The sequence below is a fragment of the Ureaplasma parvum serovar 3 str. ATCC 27815 genome, assembly GCF_000019345.1.
Taxonomy (GTDB): domain Bacteria; phylum Bacillota_I; class Bacilli_A; order Mycoplasmatales; family Mycoplasmoidaceae; genus Ureaplasma; species Ureaplasma parvum.
Genome location: NC_010503.1, coordinates 291,267 through 308,297 on the forward strand (window position 1 = coordinate 291,267; position 17,031 = coordinate 308,297).

At 23.0% G+C, this 17,031-nt stretch carries 14 protein-coding genes and 1 tRNA gene; 13 read left to right on the forward strand and 2 right to left on the reverse strand.

Going from position 1 to position 17,031, the window contains the following annotated elements:
* Positions 1-125: 125 nt before the first annotated feature.
* From UPA3_RS01345 to UPA3_RS01360, 4 genes are all read left to right on the forward strand, one after another.
* Complete coding sequence (locus UPA3_RS01345; RefSeq protein WP_006689167.1) at positions 126-1,991, forward strand: aromatic motif membrane protein; 1,866 nt, start codon at positions 126-128, stop codon at positions 1,989-1,991.
* 6 nt (positions 1,992-1,997) lie between these two features.
* Positions 1,998-3,293, forward strand: a complete 1,296-nt coding sequence (locus tag UPA3_RS01350; RefSeq protein WP_006689323.1) for an aromatic motif membrane protein — start codon at positions 1,998-2,000, stop codon at positions 3,291-3,293.
* A 66-nt stretch (positions 3,294-3,359) separates the two neighbouring features.
* Complete coding sequence (locus tag UPA3_RS01355) at positions 3,360-3,767, forward strand: hypothetical protein (RefSeq protein WP_006688902.1); 408 nt, start codon at positions 3,360-3,362, stop codon at positions 3,765-3,767.
* A complete protein-coding gene (locus UPA3_RS01360; RefSeq protein ID WP_010891715.1) occupies positions 3,757-4,344 on the forward strand; it encodes an IMPACT family protein in 588 nt (195 codons plus the stop codon). The genes UPA3_RS01355 and UPA3_RS01360 overlap by 11 nt, the downstream gene beginning before the upstream one ends.
* 7 nt (positions 4,345-4,351) lie before the next feature.
* Here UPA3_RS01360 and UPA3_RS01365 read toward each other — a convergent pair whose 3' ends face one another.
* Both UPA3_RS01365 and UPA3_RS01370 read right to left on the reverse strand, forming a co-directional pair.
* Complete coding sequence (locus UPA3_RS01365; protein WP_006688877.1) at positions 4,352-6,136, reverse strand: membrane protein; 1,785 nt, start codon at positions 6,134-6,136, stop codon at positions 4,352-4,354.
* A 210-nt stretch (positions 6,137-6,346) separates the two neighbouring features.
* Complete coding sequence (locus tag UPA3_RS01370) at positions 6,347-9,331, reverse strand: cation-translocating P-type ATPase (protein ID WP_012316988.1); 2,985 nt, start codon at positions 9,329-9,331, stop codon at positions 6,347-6,349.
* A 150-nt stretch (positions 9,332-9,481) separates the two neighbouring features.
* Between UPA3_RS01370 and UPA3_RS01375 the strand changes: the two genes are divergently transcribed.
* The 9 genes from UPA3_RS01375 to UPA3_RS01415 all read left to right on the forward strand — a co-directional run bounded on the left by UPA3_RS01375 (position 9,482) and on the right by UPA3_RS01415 (position 17,026).
* Positions 9,482-9,811, forward strand: a complete 330-nt coding sequence (locus UPA3_RS01375) for a YneF family protein (RefSeq protein ID WP_010891717.1) — start codon at positions 9,482-9,484, stop codon at positions 9,809-9,811.
* A 4-nt stretch (positions 9,812-9,815) separates the two neighbouring features.
* Complete coding sequence (gene yihA / locus UPA3_RS01380; protein ID WP_006688825.1) at positions 9,816-10,442, forward strand: ribosome biogenesis GTP-binding protein YihA/YsxC; 627 nt, start codon at positions 9,816-9,818, stop codon at positions 10,440-10,442.
* The gene (locus UPA3_RS01385; protein WP_006688900.1) at positions 10,423-13,047 is read left to right on the forward strand and encodes a valine--tRNA ligase; all 2,625 of its coding nucleotides are present in this window, start codon (positions 10,423-10,425) and stop codon (positions 13,045-13,047) included. Before yihA ends, UPA3_RS01385 begins: the two co-directional genes overlap by 20 nt.
* A gap of 4 nt (positions 13,048-13,051) precedes the next feature.
* A complete protein-coding gene (locus UPA3_RS01390) occupies positions 13,052-13,570 on the forward strand; it encodes a tRNA (cytidine(34)-2'-O)-methyltransferase (RefSeq protein WP_006688833.1) in 519 nt (172 codons plus the stop codon).
* Positions 13,571-13,575: 5 nt separating this feature from the next.
* Positions 13,576-14,250: a tRNA (guanosine(46)-N7)-methyltransferase TrmB gene (gene trmB / locus UPA3_RS01395; RefSeq protein WP_006688874.1), complete on the forward strand. Its 675-nt coding sequence runs from the start codon at positions 13,576-13,578 to the stop codon at positions 14,248-14,250.
* Positions 14,251-14,287: 37 nt separating this feature from the next.
* Positions 14,288-14,366 (forward strand) — tRNA-His (locus UPA3_RS01400).
* A gap of 131 nt (positions 14,367-14,497) precedes the next feature.
* The gene (locus UPA3_RS01405) at positions 14,498-15,169 is read left to right on the forward strand and encodes a hypothetical protein (protein ID WP_006688847.1); all 672 of its coding nucleotides are present in this window, start codon (positions 14,498-14,500) and stop codon (positions 15,167-15,169) included.
* A gap of 53 nt (positions 15,170-15,222) precedes the next feature.
* The gene (locus tag UPA3_RS01410; protein WP_006688836.1) at positions 15,223-16,590 is read left to right on the forward strand and encodes a hypothetical protein; all 1,368 of its coding nucleotides are present in this window, start codon (positions 15,223-15,225) and stop codon (positions 16,588-16,590) included.
* Positions 16,568-17,026 (forward strand): HIT family protein, encoded by a 459-nt coding sequence (locus UPA3_RS01415; protein ID WP_006688907.1) that lies wholly within the window; start codon positions 16,568-16,570, stop codon positions 17,024-17,026. Before UPA3_RS01410 ends, UPA3_RS01415 begins: the two co-directional genes overlap by 23 nt.
* Positions 17,027-17,031 lie beyond the last annotated feature (5 nt).

A 17,031-nucleotide genomic window follows, 5' to 3' on the forward strand; every position in this document is an offset into this window, starting at 1 on the left:
ATTTGTTCCACCTTTTTTTAAAAAAATGATAAACAATAATATTTACAAGTAATTTTGTAATTTTGGTCATATATTTTTAATATATTTTATTATTAAGATATACAAAAGTTAGGTTTTATAGACTAATGAATAAACAAAAAAGAAAAATCTCAGTATTAACTTCAATATCATTATTTTTAATTATTAGTTTAAGTATTGGGTTAGGTTTGGGATTAATAAAAAATAATGAAAATTCCATCACTTCTAAAGTTCAAAAAAGTAGCAATTTTTTTATTAATGATTTATCAAAACAATTGTTTTTAGATGTTTTTAATCAAGATAAATTAGAATTAAATGCTTATATGTATGATCAAAATAATGTATCAGATCAACAATTATTAGATTTAAAATTTGCTTTAACATTATTAAATCCTAACAGATTAGATATTAATGATGACGATACAATTGCCATTATGAAAAATAATGCTAAAAAAATTATTTTTCAAAGTTTATCTAATAATTGATACTGATTATTTACCAATTTAAAGAGTTTAGAATTTTCTTACACTCCTTATAAACCTAATTTTTATGCCCCCTATATAAATGAAAAACAAGATTTTACTAAATCATCAATTTTTGACAAAGTTATTAATATTAATAAACCCTTAACAAATTACATAAAAATTAAGCAAAAATTATTCGATAAAGAAAATTATCGTAGTGTTGATGTTTATTATTTGCAATTTGGTGATCACTTAATCTTACGTTTATTAAAATTTAATAAAAAAAATCATTTTGATGTTCGATTTGATACAGATCTTTTTCAATTCAATAAACCAATTATAAATTTGGAATTAATAGCAAAAGAAATGCAAACAAGTATTGATTATCATCGAGAAGATAATTTTAAAAAAGATATTTTAGATTATAAAAAAAATTATGAAGATTATTTATATTATGATGAAAAGCTTAACTCAAGTATTTATCAACAGGGATTAGATAAAATAAATAAAGAATATTATGAAGTCAATAATTTTAATTTTTTTAATACTAAAAAACCACTTTTTCAAAAATTTAGTTATCAAATGTTTTTAGAATTAAAAGATAAGTTGGGTTTTAAACGTTATGTTTTAAGAAATATTGATCAAAAAGAAGTTAGAGCACGTGATCATTTTAATGACAATGAAAAAAAACAACAAAATAAGAATTATTTTAGATCTTTTGATAAAGAATTGAATTATTTTCAAAAATATATTGATCATAATTTAGATATTAATATTAATAAAATTTCAAAGGAAGCATATATTACACAAAAAATAATTAAAAATCTTTTATTAGATGCTTTCAATAATAATGATGTTCAAATTACAAAATATCTAATTCAACAAAATGATAAGGAATACCAAAATAAATTAATTAAACAATTAATAGAATTTAGTAATTATTTTAAAAACCAAAAAACACCAAGAGATTCTAATGAATATAAGCAAAAATTAAATGATTATGAAAAAATATTTTCACAAAATTGGTATTTTATTTTAATGAATTTAAAGCACTTTGAATTAAGTTTTAATAATTGATTTACTTTACCAAAACAAATAAATCCTATTACTAAAGAGATGTTAGGACCAAGTGAAAAATATTTAAAAAGGTTAAAAAAACTTAAACCATATGAGGATTATTATTTCATTAATAATTATTTAGAAAAAAAACAAGAAGGAGATACTTCAATGTTGATTGGTTCATTTAAGGATTTATATATTACAAAAAATCAATCTATTTTTAATATTAAGATCGATTTTTCAAGTAGTGAAAACAGATTAAGTTTAAATCCTTTGATTTATTTTTTTCCTAAAACTAAAAATAAATTATCAGTTGATTTAATCACATCAATTTTTCATCAAGCTATATTTCACCAAAATAAAGAATACTATCAATTGTTTGAAACTGATATGATTGATAAATATGAATATGGTATCCCAGCCCAAATGTTACTTTTATGAAGGGAATAGTAATTAATGTTTATTTTTTTTAAAAAAAATCATCTACTAAAATTAAGTTTATTTTTTATTCCTCTAACATTAATTTCAATCCTTATCACCTCATGTAGCACATCAAATTTAAAAAAACAACAGATATTAACAAATAATGAAATTAGTTTTTTTATGGATAAATCCCAAAATTGTTATGTTGGTTTAATTGTTGATCAGACATTAAAAAATGATAAAAAAACTATTTTTAACGTTAGTTTAATTGATGAAAAAAATACGAAGTTAAATTTATTAGTTAAAGATTATCAAATTAAAGATAACAAAATTTTAATTAGATTACCGCGTTTAATAAAACTTAATGATCATTTAATTATTACAAGCAATAATGCTTCATTCATACCTATTAGAAAAATAATTAATATTGATAATTTAATTGATTTGAATATAATCAGAACAAATAATCAAACACAAGATTCTTGAATAGCTTTTTTAAATAACAAAGTGATTAATAATCTTTTAATAACTATTTTTCCTAATAAAAAAGACCGTGATGAATATATTAAATCACAACAAGAAATTAAAATAGAATATGCTCATGAAATAGCGAATTGATTAAATTATTATAACACAGTGCAAAATGATGCTAATAAAGCAGCAGTATTTAATGAAAATACAGCTAGAAGTAAACTTAATAACAATCTTTTTAATAATGTATCATTAAGCAATCCATTTGCTTATGAACAAGCACGTAAGTTTCACAATACATTATTTAATAAAAATTGATTGTGATTTTTATTTAATTTAAAAAGACAAATTTTCATGTTATATCCTGATGATAATTTATTTCAAGAATCGAGCGAGGAAACAGCAGAAGGATTAAAAGATTCAAAAATCAATAATCGTAGTTCTTTTTATCGTGCTCAATCGAATGAATTTATTGATGGGTTATATGTTGTAGAAAGTTCTAATTTAAATAAAAAACCAGAAGAATTAGATGAATATACTGATTTTAGTAAAACAGCTAAATTTACTCTGTTGAATAATGAAGGTTTTGTTTTTACAATCTCCATTGAAGAAAATTATGATAAAACCAAAAAACTAATTTCGCGTAAAGTTAGTTTGTTGCCATGAATTAAAACTTTACCAAGATTAATGTTTAATGATCATGTAATAAAACAAGAATTTAATTTAGCTAATTATACTGAAAATTCATACGATTACAATGCTGTTAATTTTCATTCACCTCTTGAAATTAAAGTTTATGAAGATCAATTTGGCGGAAAAGCAATTCGTTTTTCATTTGTTGATATTGATCCTAATTAATATGAATTAGAAGTGTTATTTTTATTTCTTTTTATTATAATTTAATTAGAAAAGAAGTATAAAAATATGAACAATTACATACAGCAAGTTATTGATTATGTTAATGATAAAACCTATAAAAATAAGACATATTTTATAAAGAAATATGCATTTGCTTTTTTGACTTCATTAATAATTTTTATTTTTTTATTAGTATTTGGTTTATCAAATTATTTTAATCCTTTGGTTAGTTTAGTTGGTGTTGTATTAATTTTTAGTGTTTTAGTTGTCTTTTGTATTCATATAAAAATTATCAATAATTATAGTTTAAATTTATTAAAATGACTACGTAATCAAAAAGAATTATCTTATAAGTATATTATTAATATTCTTGATTTTATTTTAAATAAACAATTATATTTAAACTTAACAATTATAGAAGTCCAACAAATTTGCATAGATTTGGAAGAATTTAAAAAAACAAATGTCATTTAAAACAATTGCATATACCCAAAAAAATATAAAAATTATTAAAAAATCAAAATTTATAACGATCGTTGAACCTATTAGCGATAAAAATGAAGTTCAATCATTATTTAAAAAATATAAAGAACAATATTACGATGCAACGCACATTTGTTTTGCTTATGTGATAGGTCGTGAATTTAATTATATGAAAGCATATGATGATGGTGAACCAAATGGAACAGCTGGAATACCTATTTTAAATATCATTAAGATCAAATCATTAACCAATGTGATTATATTTGTTGTACGTTATTTTGGTGGCATTAAATTAGGCACTGGAGGATTAATTCGTGCTTATTCACAATGTGCTAAAGAAATTATAGATAACTGTGAAATAATAATTTTACAAAAATATTTTTACTATAAAGTTGTTTATAAGCTAAAAAATACTAAATTTGCAAAGCAAATTTTAACATCAATTAGTTATGAAAAACTAATAGAGAGTTATGAAGATGATAGAGTTATTTTAAAAATCCGAATTAACACCAAAATTAATATATTTATGTCTAAGATTGAATTTATTTTTATAAAACATGATTATTAATAATGTTTTACTCTAAAGGATTAGTTAACGCGTATTTTTTACATATTTCACCAATTGTTCTCTCTATTCTAAAAAACAATCTTGCTGTATCATATTCATTTTTTAAATGATTAGGAACTTGTTTTGTTAATATAAACATTTCATCACTATTTTTAATTTTTTCACCTTTATCATCTGTTTTATAGTCAGAATAATAATAAAAATTATCTCTTTTTTGATTAAAAGGTTCATAGATATTAGTGTAATGATATTTAAAATTATAAAGTTCTTCTAATTTTGAAACATCGTTTGCTGAATCACTTTTTGATTTAATTTGATCAATAATAGGTTTAATTATCTTTTCTTTATAATATTGAAAAACATCTGGTAATTGATTTAAATAGTAATTAGATCAATACATTAATTCACCAAATTCTTCTTGGGGATAAAAACCATAACCAACGGCTTTAATATATGGAACAATTTGCTCAACATCATCTTTGACAACGCTATCATAAAATCTAGAAAGTTTTTGATTAGCATTACGTGCTTTTTTCTCAATTTCGTTTGTTAAATCTTTTAATTTTTTAATTAAGAGGTAGTATTTACCTTTTTTTGAAAGAGAATTAGGATCTATTGATGGTTGTCAATTATCTAACATTGAAGTTTTGGACTTAATAGTAAAAAATAGACCCGAAAAATTGGCTGCGTCTAAACTATCTCTAATAAGTGCTTGACCATATAATTTTCATTTTTCTATTAATTGTTTTAATTCTAGAGATTTAGTGTTTATAAATTTTTGTTTTGCTAAATCTTCAATTTTTAATGCTAATCCATATCAAATAGCAACATTAGTATTATCCATTAAAGTTTGATATATAAACTTTTTACCTAAAATATCTTCTTTTCATGTATCTCAAAAATCTTGATTATTTTTGTGGCCATTTTGTTTAATATATTGTGAAACTTTTTTATGTTCTTGGATTTCTCTTTTAATATTATCGATTTTATTTTCAATTAATTTTCTGTTTAATATACTCTGTAGTACTGAAGAAATATTTTCATGAAGTTGATTAGCTTCATGAAATAATTCCATAATTTCTCTATTGTATAACTTATAATATTCTTCACCATTATCAATTTTTTCAAAATAATTATGTTTTAAATTTTTAACATCAGATTTAATATTTTTGATTTTATTAGCTTCATCATTAATTGTTTTTTTATAAAGACCATCGTATGATTCAATCATTTTTTTATATCTTAATTTGATATCATCAATATTTTCATTATCAGGAATTTGATTATAATTAGTTAAAATTTCTTCAATATTATTTTTGATATGATCGATATCATGAATAATTTTGTTTTTATTTTTAAAATTTAAAAAATCGGCTTGTCTTTTTTTTATTAATTTAACAAAGTTATCAATTTTAATTAATCATGATTCATATTCTTGTGTTTTTTCTTTTAAAAGATAATTAAAATCTTTTATTAATTTATATAATTCATAATAAGTAAATGCTAATAATTCATTCTCACTATTTTCATTTAAATTTAAATTCACCAAGTAATTAATATAATTATTGATTATATCTGCTTTATTAAGAAGATAATTGTATTTATGATTATTTTTAAGAACAAAATCAACTTTAGAACTAGCTTCTTCTTTAATTTTCAAATAAAGATTAAAGAAATTTTTATTGTCTTCTTTTTTAATTTTTGTTAATGAGCAACTCAAAATTATAGGAATTGGTGTAACTATAACTCCTATAAATGATAATAAAAAAGTTCTTTTAAAATTTATTTTCATAATGTAAAATATCCATTAGTTTTAATATCATATATATATATATATATATTAGTTCTTTATATAAATACAGATATTGACTAATATGAATTATATTATATTTCTACACAAAAATTCAATTTAAATGTTTATTTAAAGTTAGGTATGAATTTAATAAAATCATTTACCTTTTTAAAAAACTAACTTTATTATTAAAGTTAGTTAGGTTTATTTTTATATTTCTTTATGGCATTTATTTATTAAAATTTTTCTTTTAATAATTAAATTATTCAACAATGCCTTGTAATACTGTTTTTCATAACTAATTTTTGTATTATTAATTTTTAAATTTGTTGATTGTATTTCTTGGTTTAATAATGCATAAGTTTTATTTTTATAATCAAAAGTACTACGTAGTTTTAAATATCTAAAATATTTGATAATTTCAAAAATACTTAAAGGTATTGCAAAAAGAACAAATGGAAGAATATTAAATCACTCATAACCGTTTATGTTGTATGGATTCATATTGAATATTTGATTTAAATGAGGAGTATAAGCGATAACAATAATCATAACTATTGATATTAATATTGAATAAACAACGTATTTACAGTTTTCTCAAAAATTAACGAATACTGAATGATTTGTTCTTAAGCTTAATGCATTAAACGTTAAGCTCATTCCCATAAAAACAAATGTTAAAGACGAACCAGCCATAATCGCTGTTTTTATGGTTAAAATTTTTTCATGAATAATATTGGAAATTTCGTGATTTTGCCCAAATCAACTTCATGTGTCTTGATATATCTTTTCAAGATTAGTAAGTTCTTTAAACTCGTTTCTCATTAGCATAAAGTCAAAATTAAAGTGTGAAGAAGCTCCTAAATAAAATAATAAAATAGAAATTAAACCAACAAAAAAACCATTGGTAAAAATAGTAGCTCACATTCTTTTATTAACAATCGGTGCTGATTTTTTTAATGGTTTGTGTCGCATTAAATTAACATCCGCTAAATGTAACCCTAATGCTATTCCAGGTAAAGTTTCAGCAATTACATTAATTCATAATATTTGTAGTGATGACATAGGATTAATTCCTAGAATAATAATTCCAAATATTAATGAAACTAATCCAGATAAATTAGTGATCAATAATAAAACAATAATACGTTTAATGTTGTCCATAATAGAACGTCCTAAACTAACAGCATTAATAATTGTTGCGAAATTATCATCAATTAATATCATATCACTTGATGCTTTTGAAACATCAGTTCCAGTTATACCCATTGCGCATCCAATGTCAGCAGCTTTTAGTGCAGGTGCATCATTGACACCATCTCCAGTCATACTTACTACTTTATCATGGTGCTGTCAAGCTTTAACAATACGGATTTTATCTGTTGGAGAAACTCGGGCATAAACACTATAACGATCAATATTATTTATTAATTCATTATCACTCATCATATTCAATTCATTACCATTCAAAACTTCTTGTCCTTCGTTTAAAATACCAACTTGTTTAGCAATGGCTGATGCTGTATTAATATGATCGCCAGTAATCATTATCGGACGGATTCCAGCTTTAATAGCAATTTTTACTGCCTCTTGTGTTTCAGGACGAGGCGGATCTATCATACCGATTAGACCAACAAATTCTAAACATTTTTCAAGTTCATCTTGGTTAAAATTAGTTGGTATAGATGATAGTTTTTTAATTGCAACACATAAAATTCTTAAAGCTTGTTTACTTAAAAAATCATTTGCTTCATAAACATCTTTTGTAATTGGATTTTGAACAATTTTGTCAATAGCATCAATTGCTCCTTTAGTAATTAAATAATAATCACTTTGATGTTTTACAACAACACTCATTAATTTTCGAGTTGAATCAAATGGAAATTCATGAATTCTAATAAATTCTTGATCTAATTTATATTTATCTATGTTTAATTTTAAAGCAGCTTCAATGATACAAGTTTCTGTAGGGTCGCCAATAAACTCATATTCTTGTTTTTTTTCATTAAAATTTTTAATTCCATTATTTGCTATAGTAGCTCATTTAATTAAATTAAAAACACTCTCATTATCAATTAAATCTGTTATTTTTAATTTATTAGTGAAAACTTTAGTAACAGTCATTTTGTTTTGTGTTAAGGTTCCTGTTTTATCAGAACAAATAACATTAGCACTTCCTAGAGTTTCAACAGCTGGCAAACGTTTAATTAAAGCATTTTGTTTTGCCATTTCTTTAATACCGAATGATAAAACAATTGTTACAATTGCCACAATTCCTTCAGGAATAGCTGCTATAGATAATGAAATAGCCATTATTAAAGCGGGATGTCAACTAATATTTCAATTTCCATCTCCAATTAAATAAATATAAATAATAAATACTGCAATACATAAAATAGAAGCAAATAGACCTATAATTTTAGATAACTTATTAATTTTTTTTTGTAAAGGCGTTAATTTAGTTTTTTGATCATTAATTAATTTGGCTATTTTACCAATTTCAGTATTCATACCGATATTAGTAACAATTGCTTTTGCTGTTCCATTAGTAATATATGTTCCAGAAAAAATTTGATTTAAACAGTCGCCAATTACTGTATTTTTTTTAACAATTGCCTTGGCATTTTTTACAACTGGTAAAGATTCTCCTGTTAAAATAGCTTCATCTACTTCAAGTGATGAGCTGTTCACTAATAAAGCATCAGCTGGGACTTGATCACCAGCTTCTAAAATCAAAACATCACCCATTACAACTTGGTTAGAATTAATAATTCTAATTTGATTATTACGTAATACTTTGACCTGATGAGACGCTAATTTAGACAATGCATCCGTATTTTTTTCAGCTTTCACTTCTTGAATGGTACCAAAAATTGCATTTAACAATAAAATAAAACATATTATTCCAAATTCTACATATTGAACAACTAATTCAGCTGTATCATGAGGAGGTTTAATAATCACTAAAGCTAAAGTAACAGCAGCAGCGATTACAAGTAAAATAACCATAAAATCTAAAAACTGCTTTAAAAATTTTGTAATAATGTGGGATTTTTTTTTCTTTTTGATTTCATTAAAACCATAAATTTGACGACTTTTTAAAACCTGCTCATCATTTAGACCTGTTGATGGATTTATATTTTCTGGATCAAATGACATAAAGGAGTCGGTTTGATTTTCATTATTTTTTTTCACTTAAAACCTCCATTGGTTTTTAAATTAAACTATAAGAAAATTATTAAAATTTAACTTAGTCATTTATTATAATATATAACTGTATGACTAAATATTATATTTAATAATGTCAATTAAGTAAATAAAAAGTAATTTTTTTTAGGGGTAGTTATGAATTTTTCAAGTTTTATATTTAAAGTTTCTGATGTTTTTAAATCAGTTATTCATGAAGCTTCAGATGTTGTTACTAAAGCAGATTTAGATAATGCTAATGCACATACACATTCATTAGCAGTTGGCTTAGGTATTGGAATTGTTTTATTTTTAATCGCAGGACTTATTATCGGTTATTTTATTTCGATGAAAATTATGAAACGCCAATTGAAGAAGAATCCACCAATTTCAAAGGATACAATTCGTATGATTTATCAACAAGTAGGACGTAAGCCAAGTGAGTCACAAATTAATGAGATTTATAATCGGGCAGTAAAACAAAAATAAATATATGGCAAAATTTATTAAATCTGCACACTATTTTGACCAATATCCAATTGATAAGCAGTTTGAAATATGTGTAATTGGTAGATCAAATGTCGGTAAGTCAAGTTTAATTAATGCATTAGCAAATAAAAAAATTGCAAGGACTTCAAATACGCCTGGAAGAACACAGTTAGTAAATTTTTTTGATTTCAATAATTTTAGATTGGTTGATTTACCGGGATATGGGTTTGCAAAAGTTAGTAAAGAAAAACAAACGGATTTAGCAGCCATTATTGATCAATATTTAGGGTATCGCCAAAACTTGTGTGCTGTTTTTCAAATTTGCGATATTAACGTATTAACAAATGATGATGTAGAAATGAGTCGATATTTTGAGAATCAAAAATACGCTCATTTTGTTGTTTTAAATAAATTAGATAAAGTTAATAAATCATATTTTAATAATAACAAGCATAAAATAGCTAAATTTTTAAATATTAGCACCGATCGTTTATTATGTGTTTCTGCACAAAATAATATAAATATTATCACATTATTTGCGTTAATGAAAAAAGTTGTAATCCAAGCAAAACAAGAAAAAATACTTTCAAAAAAAGAGGAGAAGATGAGTAGTGAAGAAGAAATTAAGTAAGAAGTATTCATTCAAAGAGGTTGAAGCTAATAAATTATTGTTTTGACAAGAAAATAATTTATTTAAAGCTCAAATAAATAGTACAAAAAAACCTTTCACAATTGTTTTGCCCCCTCCTAATGTTACAGGTCATTTACATATTGGACATGCCTATGATTTTACCTTATCTGATATTTTAATGCGTTATAAGAAACTAAAAGGATATGATTCCTTTATTATTCCTGGGACAGACCATGCAGGGATCGCAACACAGACAAAATTTGAAAAAAATTTAAAAGTAAACGCACAAACCAATCGTTTCAATTTAGGGCGAGAACTGTTTTTAGAAAAGTTAAAAATTTGAAAAGATGAACAAATTAATTATATTCATAAACAATGAAATGCTTTAGGTTTGGGTTTAGATTATAGTAATTATTTATTTACATTAGATCCAATAGTTGTTCAAACAGTGCGCGAAGTTTTTGTAAAAATGTTTAATGAACATATTATTTATCGTGATAAAAAATTAGTTAATTGAGATATTCAATTAAAAACGGCAATTAGTAATATTGAAGTGATTCATAAAGAAGTTGAACAAAAACTGTATTATATAAAATATTTAAGTCAAGATCAAAAGGATTTTGTTGTTGTAGCCACTTCACGCCCTGAAACTATGTTTGGTGATAAATATTTAGTTATAAATCCTAAAGATAAACGTTATTTTCATTTACATAATAAAATTTTTATTAATCCAATTAATAATATAGAAATGACTGTTATTTTGGATGATTATATTGATATTGAATTTGGAACAGGAGTGATGAAGTGTACGCCTGCTCACGATTTTAATGACTATGAATTAGCTAAAAAACATAATTTAGAAATTATTAATATTATGAACGCTGATGGTACTTTAAATGAAAAATGTGGGGAATTTAAGGGTTTAGATCGATTAGAAGCTCGTTCTTTAATAATTGATAAATTACAGAAAAATAATCATTTATTAAAAGTAGAATCTTATCGAACCAGCGTTGGTTTTAGTGAGAGAACTAATGAAATTGTTGAACCTTATTTATCACATCAATGATTTATTAAAATGGATAGTTTAATAAAAGATACAATCAAAATGCAAGATGATTGTAATAATAAAGTAGATTTTTATCCAAATCGTTTTAATAAGACTTTACTTACATGATTAAAAAATACAGAAGATTGATGTATTTCAAGGCAATTATGATGAGGTCATCAGATACCTGTTTGATATCATAAAAAAACTAATCAAATTTATTGTGACACTATTCCCCCAAAGGATTTAGAAAATTGAATTCAGGATGAAGATGTTTTAGATACTTGGTTTTCAAGTGGAATGTGACCTTTATTAACGACAAAATGAAATTATAATAGTCATTTTTTTGACCGTTATTTCCCTACATCTTTAATAGTTACAGGTATGGATATTTTATTTTTTTGAGTCTCAAGAATGATGAACTTTAGCCAATATTTGGTTGAAAAAAAACCTTTTAAGGATGTTTTAATTCATGGTTTAATTCGTGATTCACAGGGACGTAAGATGTCAAAATCATTAGGGAATGGTATTGATCCTTTTGACATTATTGATAAATATGGATTAGATGCTATGCGTTTATTTTTTGCATCATGTACAACAATTGGTGAAGATTTAAATTTTTCAACAGAACGATTAGGCGCTAATTGAAATTATTTAAATAAAATTTGAAATATTGCTAAATATATTGAAAATTTAGATGAAATTAACGATAATCTTAATTTTGAAGATGTTGATAAATTTTGTGACGTCAATAAATGAATATTGACTGAATTATCAAAATTAACCTTGGAAATTAATAAAAATATGGATAAATATAATCTAGTTGTTGCTACAAAATATTTATATGATTTTATCTGAAATACTTTTGCGAGTTATTATTTAGAGTACACAAAAGTTTTATTACAAGATTTAACATTAAAAAATGAAACAATTAAAACAATTCGCTATGTATTTAATAAAATTTTAATCATGCTACAGCCTTTTGCTCCTAATATTAGCGAAGAAATTTGATTATGTTTAAATCAAACAAATAATTCAATATTATTACAAGAATATCCAATAATTAATTTTGAGTTTGAAACAATAATTATAGATAAGATTGCGAAAATTATTTTAGAAATTAGAAAGCTACGATTAGAAGAAAATATTAATAATAGAATCAATCTTTGTTTTGAATTAATATCACCCAATGATGCATTTTATAAATCAAAGATAAAATTAGTTAATTTGTTATTAATCTTAGTTAATGCTGAAATAAATGAAATTAAAAAAACAAGTTCTAATAATTATACTTATGAGCTAGTTATTGATGATTTTATTCTTAAAACTTCGTATGAAAAACCGATTGATTATGTTTTTCAAATGAAAAAAGCTAGTGAACAGTTAAACTATTTGGAAAACGAAATTCAACGAGCAACTAATTTATTAAATAATTCAGGTTTTATCAACAAAGCCCCTGCTCAATTAATAATTAAAGAAAAAAATAAATTAATTAATTTAAAAAAAGAACACGCAAATTTATTAAAAACTCTTACTGACTTAAAACAAAAGGTGAAATAATGTTATGTTAAATATTGTTTTATTTGAACCAGAAATTATTTTAAACACTGGTAATATCGCTCGTATGTGTGTAGGTTTTGATGCAAATTTACATCTTGTTAGACCATATGGATTTATTTTAGATAAAAAACGTTTTCACAAAGATTTTATACGTGCCTCAACCAATCATTTAAATGCCTTAAAATTATATGAATATGATGATTTTAATGAATTTATTAATAAAAACAACATTAGTGGTGATGAAATATATTTTTTTACTAGATATGGTACTAAAACTCCGTGCGATTATCAATATCAAAATATAATTCAACATAATGTATATTTAGTTTTTGGTAAAGAATCAACAGGGATAGATCATAATATTTTAAAAAAATATCCTCATAATTGGATCCGTATTCCTACAAGCATTAATTTGAGAAGTTTAAATATTGCTAATAGTGTTGCTATGGGAATCTATGAAGTAGTGCGGCAAAATAATTTTAAAGATTTATTCAAATATGAACCTCATAAGAAATTTGAGTAATTTTTATGCGTTTACGAAATAATGCCAATGCTCCACTTTATTTAAAATCACAACACGAATATATAATTAATGATCCACACCTTTTAAAAGATAATTTAGGAAAAATTTTTAAAAATCCTGAATTGCCTCTTTATATTGAAATTGGAATGGGTAAGGGTGATTTTATTATTGAAAATGCCTTACGAAACCAACAAATTAATTATTTAGGTATTGAAAAATTTCCAACAGTAATTGTTAAAGCTCACAAAAAAGCTTTAAAACATAAATTAGATAATTTAGCAATGATTTGTTTTGACGCAAATAAAATTTTAGAATTATTAAATTCTGAAAGTGTAGATAAAATTTATTTAAATTTTTCTGACCCCTGACCTAAAAAACGTCATGCAAAAAAACGACTGACACATCCGTGTTTTTTAGAGAAGTTTGCAGTTATTTTAAAACAAAATGCTCTTGTTGAATTTAAAACAGATAATGAAAATTTATTTATGTATACTATTTATGATGTATTGCTAAAGGATTTAACAAAGTATGAAATTTTATTTTTAACTTATAATTTATACACACTTGTTAACAATGTTGAATTATTAAAAAATATTCCTACCGAATATGAAAAAAAATTTGTTATGCAGGGCGAGCGTATTAAAAAAGTCAATTTTCGTTTTCTTAAAAATAATCAATAAAAAGATAACTATAATGTTATAATTATATGGTTATATGGCGGTTATGGTGAAGTTGGTTAACACGCCTGATTGTGGCTCAGGTATTTTCGCGGGTTCGAGTCCCGTTAATCGCCCCATTAAAATTAAAAAAACTTAATGTTATAAAAAAACATTAAGTTTTTTCTTTGTATAAATAATAAAGATTTAAAAAGTTAATAATTTAGTAAAATTTTATATATCTTATCTTAATTATTTATAATTTATTATTATGATCAATAAAAACAAAAAATTTCATTTTCAGTATTTTAAAAAAGATAACGATCAATCAATTTCTACTAAAGAAACATTAAAAAGATATTTTAATTTTAGGTCTCAAAGTGTAAAATTGATTATTTTTAATTTAGTTTTAACAGCATTTTTTCTTGCATTATTTTTAATTGGTCGTTTTTTAACTAAAAATTTAGATTTTTTAAATGGTTTTAGTTGACAATTGCAAATGGGAATTTTTGTTTTAGCAATCGTTTGTATTCCCAATTTTTATTATAAATTAATGTATTATATTATTGCGCCGTTAGTGATGTTAGCAATTGGTTTTAGTGCTGAGCCCTTCTTTGGATATTTAATGCCACATTATGGTTTTGGTTTAATTTTATTTACGGATGTCATTTTAATTATTGTTAAAAAGTCATGTCAGTCAATTAAAAAGCAAATATTTTTATCCTATTTATTAATTTTTAGCTTTTCAATCATTGGTTATTTTATTGTTTGAATGGGCTATAGTATTCAAGGAACACTTTTTTACAATACTGCTTTTATTCCTTCTATGATTTATAATTCTTTGGTAACTTTTGGTTCAATGGCAATTAATTTTGTATTATATATAATTTCAATTCCCGCTATTGTTGCCTTAAAAAACAAATATTTATGTAAATTAGTTTAAAATTATAAAAATAATTTTTTACATTATTATTTATTTATAGACAGGAGATGTTTATGTTTGATCAAATCTTTAAAAAAAGGAAACGTCATTTAAACTTTCAAATTTTTATTTTCTTTTTTGTTTTAATATTAATTACTTTTTTGATTTTATGAATTATTTCAGGTAATGTTCAAACAATTATTGATTTTATTAAAAAAAAGATTTATGATGCTAGTCCACAATTAAAATATTTAACAAATATTCAGATCAAACCTTTTAAAAATTTAGAAGAAATTTTTGATTTTATTATTAAAAATAAGAATTTGATTAAAGATTTACAAAACGAACCTGAAATTTTAGATGTTATTAAAAACAATCCACAGATCTTAAAAACACTTAATGATAACCGCGAATTTTTAAAACAAATTGTTGAATATAAGCCATTTGCTGAAATTCTTAGCAAGCAACCTGAAATTTTAAAATTTGTTCAAAATAATAAAGAATTAATTAAACAGATACAAAATTTACCTGAATTATTAGATTTAATTAAAAAACACCAAAATTTAATTGATCACTTAAAAACTAACGAAAAATATATAGAAGTTATTAAAGCTAATCCTCAAATGTTAAAAGATCTCTATCATGTAGATGATAATTTATTTAATATTATAAAGACAAGCTTAGAAAATGATAAAGAAAATAATATTTTAATGTTGGCTATTAAATATTCAGTATTAATTAATAATTTTACTAAGAATTTAACTTTACAAGAATGAAAGCAAATAATAGAATTTTATAAAACAGTTGATTTAAATAAATTTATAGTTGATGATAATTTGTTTAATATTATTAAAAATAATAATCAATTATTTGAAGTTTTTTTAAATAATTATGACTACATAAAAAATCTTGAGGACAATCAAAAAATTATTGATATTATTCAACAAAATCCTGATTTAATTGATGATTTTAAAAAGATTGATTTTGATCTTTTAACACAAAAAAGGAATTTTGTTCGTGCACTAATTAAAATAATTGATTATAAACAACCCAAAGAAATTCAATTCCTTAACAAAAAAGTTTTTTTAGATTTCTTTAAAAATAAATCTGAAATTACCAATGCTTTAAACATCACATCTTTAATTGGATTTGTATTGTTTATAGTAATTTATACAATTTTTATTTTTGCATCTTTTATTTCTCATATTCTAATGTTAAAACAAATTAAAGATTTTAATAAAATTTTTAAAGAAGCTAAATTAAAAAAAATATATCTTATAAGCACTTTATTATTACAATTTTTATTTTTAATTTTATTCATTATTAATTTTATAGTATTAATTATTCTAGTTGTAGATTATAATAAATTGAAAGCAATAGTTTTAAATAGTGGTATAAAAAGAAAAGTGGAGGATAGTGATGCAAGATTGCATTTTTTGTAAAATTTTAAAAGGTGAAATTATTTCAAAAATAATAGATGAAAACGAATTTGCTATAGCAATTTTAGACATTCAACCTGCAAGTGATGGTCATATGTTGATTATTCCTAAAAAACATTATCGCAATTTTTCACTAACTGATCCTATTTATCTAGATGGTATGATGCGTTTAGCAAAAAATATGACATTTGTTTTAGAAGAAGTTTTTCCTAATGTTTTAGGTTTTAATTATTTAATGAATTCAAATTCTAGTGCTGGTCAAGTAATCATGCACACACATTTACACATCATTCCAAAACAAAGTAATGGACGTGGTTTTGTTTTTAAAGCAATCAAAGAAGAAGGCGATATTAGTAATATTGATGAAATTTATAAAAAAATCATTATTAAAACACAAAAATTAAAAAAATCACGTTTAAGTAAGCATTATATGGTTTAATCAAA